The organism is Brasilonema bromeliae SPC951, from assembly GCF_012912135.1.
Classification (GTDB): domain Bacteria; phylum Cyanobacteriota; class Cyanobacteriia; order Cyanobacteriales; family Nostocaceae; genus Brasilonema; species Brasilonema bromeliae.
This window is the reverse complement of sequence record NZ_QMEB01000201.1, coordinates 1-12,712: the sequence shown is the minus strand read 5'-3', so window position 1 is coordinate 12,712 and position 12,712 is coordinate 1. Positions and strand designations below refer to the sequence as shown.

Annotated in this window: 14 protein-coding genes; 11 read left to right on the top strand and 3 right to left on the bottom strand. The window is 44.7% G+C overall.

Going from position 1 to position 12,712, the window contains the following annotated elements; genetic code table 11:
* Window positions 1–167 precede the first annotated feature (167 nt).
* The 5 genes from DP116_RS21510 to DP116_RS21490 all read left to right on the top strand — a co-directional run bounded on the left by DP116_RS21510 (window position 168) and on the right by DP116_RS21490 (window position 1,891).
* Window positions 168–500 (top strand): YnfA family protein, encoded by a 333-nt coding sequence (locus DP116_RS21510; protein ID WP_169157107.1) that lies wholly within the window; start codon window positions 168–170, stop codon window positions 498–500.
* Window positions 501–615: 115 nt separating this feature from the next.
* Entirely contained in the window at window positions 616–768 is a 153-nt protein-coding gene (locus tag DP116_RS21505; RefSeq protein WP_171976712.1) for a lmo0937 family membrane protein, read from the top strand.
* A gap of 121 nt (window positions 769–889) precedes the next feature.
* Entirely contained in the window at window positions 890–1,087 is a 198-nt protein-coding gene (locus DP116_RS21500; protein ID WP_169157098.1) for a hypothetical protein, read from the top strand.
* A gap of 130 nt (window positions 1,088–1,217) precedes the next feature.
* Complete coding sequence (locus DP116_RS21495; RefSeq protein ID WP_169157106.1) at window positions 1,218–1,472, top strand: hypothetical protein; 255 nt, start codon at window positions 1,218–1,220, stop codon at window positions 1,470–1,472.
* The gene (locus tag DP116_RS21490; RefSeq protein WP_169157105.1) at window positions 1,469–1,891 is read left to right on the top strand and encodes a putative toxin-antitoxin system toxin component, PIN family; all 423 of its coding nucleotides are present in this window, start codon (window positions 1,469–1,471) and stop codon (window positions 1,889–1,891) included. The genes DP116_RS21495 and DP116_RS21490 overlap by 4 nt, the downstream gene beginning before the upstream one ends.
* 59 nt (window positions 1,892–1,950) lie before the next feature.
* Here DP116_RS21490 and DP116_RS21485 read toward each other — a convergent pair whose 3' ends face one another.
* Window positions 1,951–2,418 carry a GNAT family N-acetyltransferase gene (locus tag DP116_RS21485; RefSeq protein ID WP_169157104.1) on the bottom strand — a complete coding sequence of 156 codons (468 nt, stop codon included), beginning with the start codon at window positions 2,416–2,418 and terminating at the stop codon, window positions 1,951–1,953.
* A gap of 758 nt (window positions 2,419–3,176) precedes the next feature.
* On the opposite strand from DP116_RS21485, the gene DP116_RS21480 reads away from it, so the two are divergent.
* Window positions 3,177–5,558 (top strand): phosphoketolase family protein, encoded by a 2,382-nt coding sequence (locus tag DP116_RS21480; RefSeq protein ID WP_169157103.1) that lies wholly within the window; start codon window positions 3,177–3,179, stop codon window positions 5,556–5,558.
* Between the two features lie 444 nt (window positions 5,559–6,002).
* Here the strand turns inward: DP116_RS21480 and DP116_RS21475 are convergent, their stop codons facing one another.
* On the bottom strand, window positions 6,003–7,025 hold the full coding sequence (locus tag DP116_RS21475) for an SDR family oxidoreductase (protein WP_169157102.1): 1,023 nt from the start codon (window positions 7,023–7,025) through the stop codon (window positions 6,003–6,005).
* A gap of 284 nt (window positions 7,026–7,309) precedes the next feature.
* Entirely contained in the window at window positions 7,310–7,579 is a 270-nt protein-coding gene (locus DP116_RS21470) for a hypothetical protein (RefSeq protein ID WP_211173430.1), read from the bottom strand.
* A 289-nt stretch (window positions 7,580–7,868) separates the two neighbouring features.
* Here DP116_RS21470 and DP116_RS21465 point away from each other — a divergent pair, with 289 nt between their 5' ends.
* The 5 genes from DP116_RS21465 (at window position 7,869) to DP116_RS21445 (ending at window position 12,692) form a co-directional block, all read left to right on the top strand.
* Entirely contained in the window at window positions 7,869–8,084 is a 216-nt protein-coding gene (locus DP116_RS21465) for a hypothetical protein (protein WP_211173429.1), read from the top strand.
* A gap of 369 nt (window positions 8,085–8,453) precedes the next feature.
* Window positions 8,454–9,911 (top strand): chlorophyll a/b binding light-harvesting protein, encoded by a 1,458-nt coding sequence (locus tag DP116_RS21460; protein ID WP_169157108.1) that lies wholly within the window; start codon window positions 8,454–8,456, stop codon window positions 9,909–9,911.
* A 20-nt stretch (window positions 9,912–9,931) separates the two neighbouring features.
* On the top strand, window positions 9,932–10,444 hold the full coding sequence (fldA, locus tag DP116_RS21455) for a flavodoxin FldA (protein WP_169157101.1): 513 nt from the start codon (window positions 9,932–9,934) through the stop codon (window positions 10,442–10,444).
* Window positions 10,445–10,531: 87 nt separating this feature from the next.
* Window positions 10,532–11,581 carry a chlorophyll a/b binding light-harvesting protein gene (locus DP116_RS21450; protein ID WP_169157100.1) on the top strand — a complete coding sequence of 350 codons (1,050 nt, stop codon included), beginning with the start codon at window positions 10,532–10,534 and terminating at the stop codon, window positions 11,579–11,581.
* Window positions 11,582–11,723: 142 nt separating this feature from the next.
* Window positions 11,724–12,692 carry a chlorophyll a/b binding light-harvesting protein gene (locus tag DP116_RS21445; RefSeq protein ID WP_169157099.1) on the top strand — a complete coding sequence of 323 codons (969 nt, stop codon included), beginning with the start codon at window positions 11,724–11,726 and terminating at the stop codon, window positions 12,690–12,692.
* Window positions 12,693–12,712: the final 20 nt, after the last annotated feature.

Genomic DNA, 12,712 nt, shown 5'->3' with positions numbered 1-12,712 from the left:
AAAATACGGACAGCACGAGACAATCACACGCCTATTAAGAGTTCCCTGTTCCCTGCTATAGAATAAGTCACAATTGTTGTGTTTTCCTATACTCTTGCCAATACACAAACTTGAGACAATCTATAATTTGTAAACAATCTTCACTGGTTCGCTGAGGATATTCTCAATTGAAAGAAATACTCAAATCCTTACTTTGCTTTATCTGGGCTGGCTTGTTTGAGATTGGTGGCGGTTATCTCGTATGGCAATGGTTAAGAGAAGGAAAACCTGTCTGGTGGGGAATTGCAGGAGGTATTGGGTTAGCTTTATACGGTATGCTCGCGACTCTCCAGCCTGCGAACTTTGGTAGAGTTTATGCTGCCTACGGGGGCGTGTTTATTGCAATGGCAATGCTTTGGGGTTGGAAAGTTGATGGAGTGGCTCCAGACCGCTACGATATACTGGGAGGCTGTTTAGCGTTATTGAGTGTATTGATTATCATGTATGCACCCAGAGGATAGAAAGAAGATGAGTGTGTTTAAAAATTATTTAAAAATTTGTATCGAAATTATTTTTTTGTAGTCTCTAGGAATTACTCTGATAGAAATCCTCTACTAGAAACCTGAATCAAAAATTATGTTAGGCATACTTTGGGGTCTTGTCGTTCTACTGTTTGCTTTTTGGGTATTGGGTCTAGTACTTCACATTGCAGGGAATCTCATTCATATCGCGTTAGTTTTAGCCATTACTCTTGCGATCTATAATTTTTTAAAAGCCCGTGATGTGTAGCTATAGCGGCTTTGCAAACAGAATCTGAATTTTTTGCATAGTTATGTCATAGTCCATACTTACTTTTGGTAAAGTAATCTAGACCCTCTAGAAATTCTAGACTCACCAAAAGCGTGGACTCATGAAAGTTATTCATGGTACGTGGATACCCAACGCAGCGGCTGACTTTATACAACCTGGGTGTTTTTATCTGTGGGTAGAAACCCCTGAACTCAAAAAACGTCGTCAGAAAAATCAACAAATTCACCCCGGACATCTAGTACAGGATGAAGAGGAATTATATCTGCGAGTGAAAACGAAGAATCAAAATTTGATCTGAGGTGAACTGCATTGATTGATAAATTTTTGGCAACAGGCTTAACCTTACACTAACGGATTTCAGTACGCTCATATTCAACGGACGTACATAGTAAAATGGAAATTAGAAAATAAACACTGTAGATATAAAGATGATTGTCAAAGTGACAGATGATGGAAAACTAGAAATCCCATCAGAGTTGTTAGAAAAACTAAAGCCATTGACTGAGTATGAAGTTTCAGTCACAGAAGATGAAATTGTGTTCAAAAAAATCCGTAAACCACTAACATTAAAAGAATTAAGAAGACGAGTACAAAAAGCAGGTTCAGACCCCAATCAACCTACACTGAAAGAAATCAGTCGGATAGTCAAGGAAGTACGACAAGAACTTTGGACTGAAAAATGAAAGTTGTAGTTGATGTTAACGTTTGGATATCAGCTTTGTTGTGGGGAGGTGTTCCAGATAAAGTTTTAATACTTGCAGAAGACAAGAAAATTACTATTTTTGCTAATGATGCTTTATTTCTAGAATTAGAAATGACTTTACGCCGTAGAAAATTTCAGTCCAAAATCCAATCTTTAGATTTGAATGTAGATGATGTCATTAATGCGACAAAAGATGTCATACAGATGTGTCCAGATATTTCTGTTGATGCCCCTCAACTACGCGATTCAAAAGATAATAAAATTTTAGCTGCAGCTGTTGCAGCTAGTGCGGAAGTCATTATTACTGGTGATTTAGATTTACTAGTCTTGACTGAATTTAATCAAATTCCCATTTTGACACCTCAAGATTTTCTCTCTCGCCATTTTCCTGAAAGCTGATATAAGCACGAATCTCGACGAATTTTGAGAGTCCTGCTTCTGCAAGATTTTGATTTGCCTTAGCAACTTAAAAACTTCTCCATGACATAATTAGTAAAAGTTTCTCCCCGACGGGTCACTTGTTGTTCTTTGACAACTGAGAATCCCATATGCTGGAAAAATGGCTTTGCAGTAATACTCGCCTCAGTAAACAGGCGATCCAATCCTAATTCCAATGCTTTTGCCTCAATTGCCTGATAGATTTGACTCCCTACTCCGCGACGCTGATAGTTTTTATGGCAGTAAAAACAATTAATATGACCATTGGGTTCTAACTCCCCAAAACCAACAATTATTCCCTCTTCATCTGCAATATAAGTAATTCTTTTTAAACAAACTTCTGACCAGTTTCTAAAGTAAATATCATCTGGTGCCCACGCTTTGACTTGATTGTTTGAGTAATCGCGGATGTTGACTTCACGCACTGTTTCGTGGAATAACTGTGCTATTTGCTCGGTGTCTTGTGTACGAAACAACCGTATTTTCATTAAGATAGCCCTGCCTATAATGTATTTCAAATCTGACACCGTTTCAGCGGCTGTCCATTGACAAGATGACTTTCAACTACCAGTAATATTTGGACGGGTTTAATTGCTAAACTCAAATCTTGCACTTCACCAGTGAGTACGCCTTGAACTCAAGTACCCTGCGGGAAGCCGCCTCCGGCGTCTACAAGGCTAATAGATCAAGTCGGTTAAAACGGACTCAAAGACTTACCCAGTCCGTTTTAACGGACTTTGGTTTTGAGCCAAGAAATTTATTTCTTGGCGGACGAATACTATGGTGCAAGATCTGAGCCTTAAACTCATGCGCTCTTAACCGCTAGTAACATATGAAAGAAACACCATCCTCCTTCTTGCTTGTTAAGAGTTCCCTGTTCCCTGTTCCCTGTTCCCTGTTCCCTGTGTTTCGTAAGCAAGTATTCAAAATTAATCACGTCTTTAACTGTAGTTAACATAACTATCGCAGAGTGATGGTATACGTTACCCAAATGCACTTGCGAGTAAGTAGGTCAACATAAAAAAACATAAAATACGATTCTTGCGATTGCTTCGCTCCACTGCGTTTCGCTCGCAATGACATTTTACATTTAATTAGGTTGAGCTACTTATCACAAGCATTAACTTGCGACTTTTGTGAAATTAATATTGGCAAGATTGGTCAGAAGTTAGATGACCGTCATGTCAAAGATAACTAAACTTCATACGGGTAAATTCATCAAAATCCTTTTGTCAAGGAGTTCGATATGACTCTAGCAAGTCCCCCACAAACAAAGCCTTTAACAGGTGAAGAACTGCAGAAAATGAACGCCTACTGGTGTGCAGCTAATTATCTTTCAGTTGGACAAATATATCTACTCGACAACGCACTGCTTAAAGAACCGCTAAAGCTGGAACACATCAAACCCAGACTTTTGGGTCACTGGGGGACAACTCCAGGTTTGAACTTTATCTACGTTCACCTCAACCGGATGATCAAAAAGTATGACCAGAATATGATCTATATTGCTGGTCCAGGTCACGGCGGTCCTGGAATACTTGCAAACGCTTACCTAGAAGGTACCTACAGCGAATACTATCCCAACATCTCCCAAGATGCTGAGGGGATGAAGAAACTCTTCGTCCAATTCTCATTCCCTGGCGGTGTTGGTAGCCATTGCACTCCTGAACTTCCTGGTTCTATCCACGAAGGGGGTGAACTTGGTTACTCTCTCGTCCATGCATATGGTGCTGCATTTGACAACCCCGACTTGATTGTTGCTTGTGTTGTTGGCGATGGTGAGGCGGAAACGGGAGCTCTCGCTACGAGCTGGCACTCGAATAAGTTTCTCAACCCCGTGTATGATGGTGCTGTTCTCCCTATTCTCCATCTTAACGGCTACAAAATTGCGAACCCGACAGTGCTGGCGCGATTGAGTCATCAAGAACTGGAGAGTTTATTTATAGGTTACGGTTACAAGCCTTACTTTGTCGAAGGGTCTGACCCGGAAACAATGCACCAGCTGATGGCGGCGACTTTGGATACTGTGATTCACGAAATCAAAGAAATTCAGGAAGAGGCGCGTAACAATGGCAACACTAAGCGTCCGCAATGGCCGATGATTATCCTCAGAAGCCCCAAAGGTTGGACGGGACCCAAGGAAGTTGATGGGGAGAAGGTAGAGGGTTTTTGGCGATCGCACCAAGTTCCTTTTGGCGAGTTAGCAAGCAAGCCAGAACACATCAAACTTCTAGAAGAGTGGATGAACAGTTACAATCCACAAGAACTCTTCGATGAAAATGGCAAGTTTATTCCAGAACTCGCAGAACTGGCCCCCAAAGGAAACCGACGCATGGGTGACAACCCCCATGTCAACGGTGGTCTTCTGCTGCGTGACTTGAGAATGCCTGATTTTCGGAATTATGCCGTTGACGTTTCTGAATCAGGCAAGGTTATTTCCGAAGCCACTAGGGTGACGGGAAAATTCCTGCGGGATGTGATGAAACTCAATTTGGAGTCCCGCAACTTCCGCATATTTGGTCCAGACGAAACCAAATCAAATCGCTTGGATGCTGTATTTGAGGTAACAGACCGGACTTGGGAAGCTGAGAAATTTCCTTATGATGTCAACCTGTCTCCCGAAGGTCGGGTGATGGAAATTCTCAGTGAAACCACTTGCCAGGGTTGGTTAGAAGGATACCTCCTCACTGGTCGTCACGGCTTCTTCTCCTGCTACGAGGCGTTTATCCACATTGTAGATTCAATGTTCAACCAGCACGCCAAATGGCTCGACAGTTGCCTTGATATTCCTTGGCGCAGATCAATTGCTTCCCTCAACTACCTTCTCACCTCTCACGTTTGGCGGCAAGACCACAACGGCTTCTCTCACCAAGACCCCGGTTTCCTCGACGTTGTGGTTAACAAGAAAGCGAAAGTCATTCGCGTGTATTTACCCCCCGATGCTAATACCTTGCTGTCGGTAACAGACCACTGTTTGCGAAGCCGTAACTATGTCAACGTTATCGTTGCTGGGAAGCAACCTGCTTTGCAATACTTGAATATGGAAGCAGCAGTAAAACACTGCACCAAAGGTATCGGTATTTGGGAATGGGCAAGCAATGACCAAGGTAGTGAACCAGATGTGGTAATGGCATGTGCAGGAGATATTCCGACAATGGAAACCTTAGCAGCCGTGGACATTCTGCGTCAAAACTTCCCAGACTTGAAGGTGCGGGTGGTAAACGTCGTAGACTTGATGAAACTTCAACCTGAGAGTGAACACCCCCACGGACTCAGCGATAAAGACTTTGATAGTATATTCACCACTGACAAGCCGATTATCTTTGCTTTCCACGGTTATCCTTGGCTGATTCACCGTTTGAGTTACCGTCGCACGAATCATGCAAATCTGCATGTGCGGGGTTACAAAGAAGAGGGAACGACTACCACGCCTTTTGATATGGTCGTCGTCAACGATTTGGATCGCTTCCACCTGGCGATGGACGTGATAAACCGCGTACCACACCTAGGTTACAAAGCAGCTTATGTTAAGCAGATGCTGCAAGACAAACTCATCGAACACAAGCAGTACATTAATAGGTACGGTGAGGATATGCCGGAAATTCAGAATTGGAAGTGGTCGTATTAGGGAATTTCAAATTAACTTCTTCGCGCGTGAAGTTGGAAGCCCACACTGTACCGCAAGGGAGCGTGTGGGTAGTTCACTTGCTAAACATATCGACATGACTAGGCACATCGGCAGCAAACTTCAGTGCAAACTGCGCTCCCTCTCGTGTGCCATTCGCCTAAATTTCAACTTCACCCAATGCGCGTATCTGCTAAGACGTGTCCGTTTGAGTCAAGTCAACCGATGGCTATTCGGTATTTCTATTGTATCATTTTTATTAGCAAATCCTGTCAAAAACTACCGCATTTTATTGTTAATTTTAGGGATATTGAATCCCATAAAATTAACTTGGGGTGTCCATGTATCCCACACCAAATAAAAATTATGGTGTGGGTCTTATAGCCCCCCAAGCCAAGATGATCTCGGGGCGTACAGGGATGGATTGTCTAACAGAATTTTGGCAATTTAGTAACCTTGAACCGCAGAGGATGTAAGCCACCAGATTAAGGTGCCAAGACCAGCAACAATAATGGTTGTAGTCACCGGATGCTTCTCAGCTTTCACGTAGAGGCTGCCCGATCGAATCCAGCCTTGGTGAGTCCCCCGCTCATGCATACCGTAGCCAGCCCGATAGAGCGCATTGTCTTCAGGGTCGCGCGAGGGGCGATCAGACTGTTGCGAGGGAAACGCCCAAAGCTCTATCAACTTGTCCGTGAGCCGTGGTGAGATACCAGCCAACACCGCCAGAGCCTTGGCTTGGAAACCGACGAACATGTCTCGCTTCGGATGTTCTGCCGAATACAAGATTGCTTCAGCGACCGCTTCGGGTGGGTAGATCATGCCGCGATGCGCGGGTTGTTTTGGCATGTAGCTGCGGGCATGTTCGTTGTATGGAGTGTCAATCCGTCCGGGGTGAATCAATGTTACTGATACAGGAGCACCTTCCGCCTCCAACTCCGTTCGCAGGGCATCTGTCCAACCATGCAGCGCATGTTTTGAAGCCGAATAGGTTGACTGAACCGCCACCGCTCGATCGCCCAGAAAGCTGCCAACATTGATTAACGCCCCACTGCCGCTTTGGCGCTGTTTGAAGTGGTTGACGGCGGCGCGAGAGCCATACACAACGCCCCAGAAGTTCGTGTCAAACATGCGCTTCATGTCGGGGATTGAAACATCCATGCAGCGACCAAAGATCGATACGCCTGCATTGTTAACCCACGTATCAAAGCCGCCAAATTCAGCGATCGCTCTTTGGGCGATGCGATTCACATCTTCTTCTTGCCCGACATCAGCGACAACATAGATCGCCTCCCCCCCAAGCCCGCGAATTTCATCAACCAGTTGACGCAGAGCATCTTCATTTCGTGCTGCCAGGACAAGCTTTGCGCCCTGTTTTGCTGCCATTCTTGCGGTCACTAAGCCAATGCCACTAGAGGCACCTGTAATGACAACGACTTGGTTTCCCAGAGGTTTCAGTGAAATAGCCATAACTTTTTATGCAAACAAAATTTTTATAGGTTTATTTGTCATTGGGTATAAAGCAGAACGTCACTCGCTTCTCAAACATTCAAAATTCAAAATATGCCCTATGCCTGCGGCACGGCTTGAGGCCTGTACCGTGCGGTCTCCGCAGGAGATACGGGCACGCTGCGCGTATGCCTACGGCACGCTGCGCTAACGCGTTCGCGGAGCGTGCGCTTTGCGCTCAGCGTCTGGGCAGGAGATACAAAATTCAAAATTAATTGTGTAATCGCTTGTACTCACCACGCGCCCTATGCCTCGCCTGCGATCGCGACGCACTTGCGCCCCTCCTTCTCGACGATACGAACGGTTTCCTGCGCATCCGACTCTTGATTGCAGTTTTCCGGATCCACGATAGGAATTTTCGCGCCCTGTCCGGCTTCGGGTTCATCTGTGACTCTAGTCCCGGCTCCTGTTGTTGTTGTTCGGGGAACGGCGGCTTCGGTCTTTGTTCTTGTAGATTCTGTGAGGTCATTAACTCTCCTTTCAACCCGGTTTTGAGTAAAAAAACTACAGCGCATTCGTACGACTGCTCTTGTTCGAGCGGCTAGCGCAGCATCTGCTCTCGGTGGTTCTTATGCGCGTTGTTTGATTCTTTGTTCTTGTTAGTTAATAATTAACTGTGTATTCCTCTACCCAACTTCTAACTACAGAATGAGATTAGTTTTAACTTATTGTGTGTTTCCTAATACAAATGTGTTTGAAGGAATTGGGAATTCCCGAGAGGGCAAACCATCTAAATTAATACTTAATAAGTCTTCGATACAAAACTTTAGCTAGGTATACATTATTTCATCGGTGACTGGACAAATGGGGCGAATAGGTCGATTATGGTATCGGATGTACCCTTTGGTTAGGTCAGTCAGAAATCCCCAAGACTTAAATGGAAGACCAATTCCAAAGACAACCCCAAAATACTTTGAACTTTTGACTTTATTTCCCGATGATTCTGCTGAGTCCCGGCAGTTTGTGCAGTTTCTCAATTCTCAACAAAATCGACCACAAGGTTTTCAAAAACTCTGGTGACGGACATGATATGAGTGCCCAAGGGGCGCGATTACACCCCCGCAACCAAAGAAACACCTTTTTTCCTTACACCCTTACACCCTTACACCCCTACACCCCTACACCCTTACACCCCTGTGTTTCTTCAGAGTGTTTGATATCATGTCCTGTTAACCTTTCAGGGTGTTATCTGATGGGCTGATTTGTCGTTGTGTGAAGAAAGGTAAAAATCTCAGGCTAGAGATTTACAAAAATTAACAAATAAATTGAGAATAATTTGCAAGAAGTCTGATACGATCAACGCAAGACTTATTGAGATACTTATTCATTAAGCAAAATGCGTATTCCAGTTGTTTTGACAATTTTTCAGGAGAGAAGGTCATGACCAACATGGCTGTTCAAACTCCTATGTTGATTAAGAGGTGGTCAGGGAACGCTCGGTTAACCAACCTCTCAGGACGACTTTTAGGTGCTCATGTTGCTCATGCAGGGTTGATTGTCTTTTGGGCAGGTGCCATGACCTTATTTGAGGTCACCAAGTATGACCCCTCCCAACCCTTGTACGAGCAAGGGTTAATCCTATTGCCACATCTAGCAACTCTGGGGTTTGGTGTTGGCAATGGTGGACAAATTGTTGATACCTATCCGTATTTTGTCATTGGCATTCTGCATCTGGTCAGTTCAGCCGTTCTGGGTGCTGGTGGCATTTACCATGCCCTTGTGGGTCCGCAAGTCTTGCCTGAGAATCAGACCTTCTTTGGTTCGTTTGGCTATGACTGGAAAGATGAAGACAAGATGACCACCATTCTTGGTATTCATCTGCTGCTGTTAGGGTTAGGAGCCTGGCTGTTAGTGGCTAAGGCACTGTTTTGGGGTGGTTTGTACGATCCGGCAGTTGCTTGTGTGCGGGTGATTAGTCAACCGACTCTCAACGCTGTTCGCATCTTTGGCTATCTTTTCGGTGTTTTTGGCAGTCAGGGGATGGCAGCAGTTAACAACTTAGAAGATGTCGTCGGCGGACACATCTGGGTAGGATTACTCTGCATTGGTGGCGGATTCTGGCACATCTTCACAAAACCCTTGAAATGGGCAAAACGGGTACTGTTTTGGTCTGGTGAGGCTTACCTGTCCTACAGTCTGGGTGCTATAGCATACATGGGCTTTCTCGCGGCATACTTTGTCACAGTCAATGACACAGTGTACCCCACAGTGTTCTATGGCCCACTGGGACTCAGTACCACTGAGTCGGGAATTGTGACAGTTCGCACCTGGCTTGCAACCAGTCACTTTGCTTTGGCAGCGGTCTTTTTGGCTGGTCACATCTGGCATGCACTGAGGGTGCGTACCATAGCCGCAGGGCTTGACTTTCAACAAGGAGTGATCAATTATGCGGATATTCCGGAAGTTGGGAATTTTGCTACCCCAGTTAATGCTTCTGGCATAGCGCAGATATATTTGCAGAATCTGCCGATTTACCGTCAGGGATTGTCTCCCTTTGCACGGGGATTGGAAATTGGCATGGCGCACGGCTACTTCCTGATTGGTCCATTTGTGAAGTTGGGTCCTTTGCGGAACACCGAGTCAGCGAACCTAGCAGGACTAGCTGCCACAATTGGTCTGCTGTTTATTTTGTCAGTTTGTCTGTCGTTGTATGCAAGTGCATCATTTCAACAGAAGAAACCGGCTATTGGCGAATTACCAGACAACATGAAAACCGCTAAGTCTTGGAGCAACTTTAATGTTGGCTGGACAGTAGGTAGTTGTGGCGGAGCGTTCTTTGCCTTCCTGCTTTTGAATAATAGCCATTTGTTCGTTGAACTGGTGCATTCGTTGACGAATCAGGGCTAAGCAATCTATTAGGTGTGAAAATGTCGAAAAAAATTGGTCTGTTCTACGGTACTCAAACTGGCAAAACTGAATCTGCTGCGGAAATGATTCGCGATGAGTTTGGTAGTAATGTCGTCACATTGCACGATATGTCCAAAGTGGAAGCGAGTGATTTTGATGAATATGAATGCCTGATTATTGGCTGTCCCACTTGGAATATTGGTGAACTTCAAAGTGATTGGGATGGCTTTTTCCCCGAACTCGACGACATAGATTTCAGTGGCAAACTGGTTGCATATTTTGGTACTGGAGACCAGATTGGTTATGCTGATAACTTCCAGGATGCGATCGGGATTCTAGAAGAAAAGATTTCCGAGCAAGGTGGTAAAAGTGTTGGCTCTTGGTCAACTGATGGCTATGACTTTACTGAGTCTAAAGCCGTCAAGAATGGCAAATTTGTGGGACTGGCACTTGATGAAGACAATCAATCTGATTTAACAAAAGAGCGAGTCAAAGCTTGGGTTGCTCAGTTAAAGAAAGAATTTGGTTCGTAGCTAAGTTTTCCATTTCCTCAACTTAAAAGCCAAGTGGAAATCAACTTTGTTGATGATGACTAGCAATAACTTATCAAGATAAAAGCAATGCAAACATACGGTAATCGAAACGTCAAATATGACTGGTGGGCTGGTAACGCTCGCTTCGCCAATCTCTCTGGCTTATTTATCGGCGCACATGTGGCGCAAGCTGCACTGACAACCCTCTGGGCGGGTGCATTTACTTGGTTTGAACTCTCTCGATACAACCCTGCGGTACCGATGGGTGAGCAAGGGCTGATTTTGCTGCCCCACTTAGCGACTTTAGGCTTTGGTGTGGGAGAAGGCGGTCAGGTAGTGAATACTTACCCCTATTTCGTGATTGGAGCTTTGCACCTGATCTCATCCGCTGTTTTGGGTGCAGGTGCGCTCTTCCATACCTTCAAAGGTCCTCGGAACTTGAAAGACGCCTCTGGTCGCGCTCGTAAATTTCATTTTGAATGGGACGACCCCAAAAAACTCAGCTTTATCTTAGGACATCACTTGATTTTCTTGGGAGTAGGGGCTTTACTACTCGTGGGCAAAGCAATGTTCTGGGGAGGACTCTACGACTCCACAATTCATGATGTCCGACTCGTGAGTGAGCCTACCCTCAACCCATTTGTTATCTACGGCTATCAAACCCACTTTGTCAGCGTTAACAACTTAGAAGATTTAGTTGGCGGTCATATATATGTGGGTCTTATGCTCATTGGTGGAGGTATTTGGCACATCCTTACAGAGCCTTTTGCTTGGGCGAAGAAGCTTTTAATCTTCACAGGTGAAGCCATTCTTTCCTACTCTTTGGGTGGTATTGCCTTAGCAGGATTTGTTGCAGCTTACTTTTGTGCAGTGAACACCTTAGCCTATCCCGTGGAATTTTACGGTCCTGTTTTAGAACTCAAATTCGGCGTTACACCCTATTTTGCCGATAGCGTTAAGTTGGCAAATGGCGCTTATACGTCTCGTGCTTGGTTGGCAAACGCCCACTTCTTCTTAGCTTTCTTCTTCTTGCAAGGACATCTGTGGCACGCACTGCGAGCCATTGGCGTTGACTTCAAACAAGTTGAAAGAGCATTAAATGCTGTTGGCAGTGATACTGTTAGCAGCGAATCGTAAAACTTTATAGATTGTAAGATTTTGGTAGTACTGGTGGGCATTGCCCATGCCCACCCTACTTCGCTTCAACAGGTAATTTTTGGGTCAGACACGAGTCATTTAGATTCCCAAAATCTCAGAATGTTCACAAAGGAATTCAATTGTGGCAATTTCTACTGATAAAACCTTTGCAGCAAACACAGATTCCCCCTGGCTGGTTGGTAATGCTCGTTTAATTGACTTATGTGGTCTGCTTTTGGGCGCTCACGTGGCTCACGCAGGCTTGATAATGTTTTGGGTAGGATCAACGACCATATCAGAAGTGGTACGCTTTATCCCAGGCATACCAATGTATGAGCAGGGATTCACTTTGTTACCCCACTTGGCAACTTTAGGTTGGGGAGTCAGTGCTGGGGGTGAAGTTGTCGATACTTATCCCTACTTTGTCATTGGAATGTTGCATTTAGTCGCATCTGCTGTTTTGGGTGCAGGGGGACTTTTTCATGTGTTTCGCGGTCCAGCTATTTTGCACAATGCTGGAGGACGGGCAGCAAAATTTCATTATGAATGGAACGATCCCAAAAAATTGGGTTTCATCTTAGGTCATCACCTGATTATTCTAGGTTTTGGTGCATTGCTACTGGTGCTAAAGGCAATGTTTTTTGGTGGAATTTATGACACCAATATTGACAATGTCCGCCTGATTACCAATCCTACTCTTGATCCAAAGACAATCTTTGGCTACTTAGTTGGCCTCAAAGATAATAGCTGGACACTTTTAGGAATGGCAAGTGTTGACAACTTAGAAGATGTTATCGGTGGTCACATTTGGATAAGTTTAATTTTAATTGCGGGTGGTGCGTGGCACATTCTTGTGGCACCTTTTGGTTGGGTTAGGCGAATTTTCCCAATTGCAAATGGTGAAGAAATTCTTTCCTACAGTTTGCTAGGTTTGGCTTTGATGGGTTTCATTTCTGCCGTGTTTGTCGGGTATAACATGACAGTTTTTCCGCCAGAGTTTTACGGTAAAGACCGTCTTGGCTCAGCAAATATCCAGTTCTTTTTGGGTGTATTGACGTTTTCAGGTTTTGTTTGGCACTATTGGCGATCGCGTCAAGAAGAAGGGGTGTAAGGGTGTAGGGGAGCCAGTAC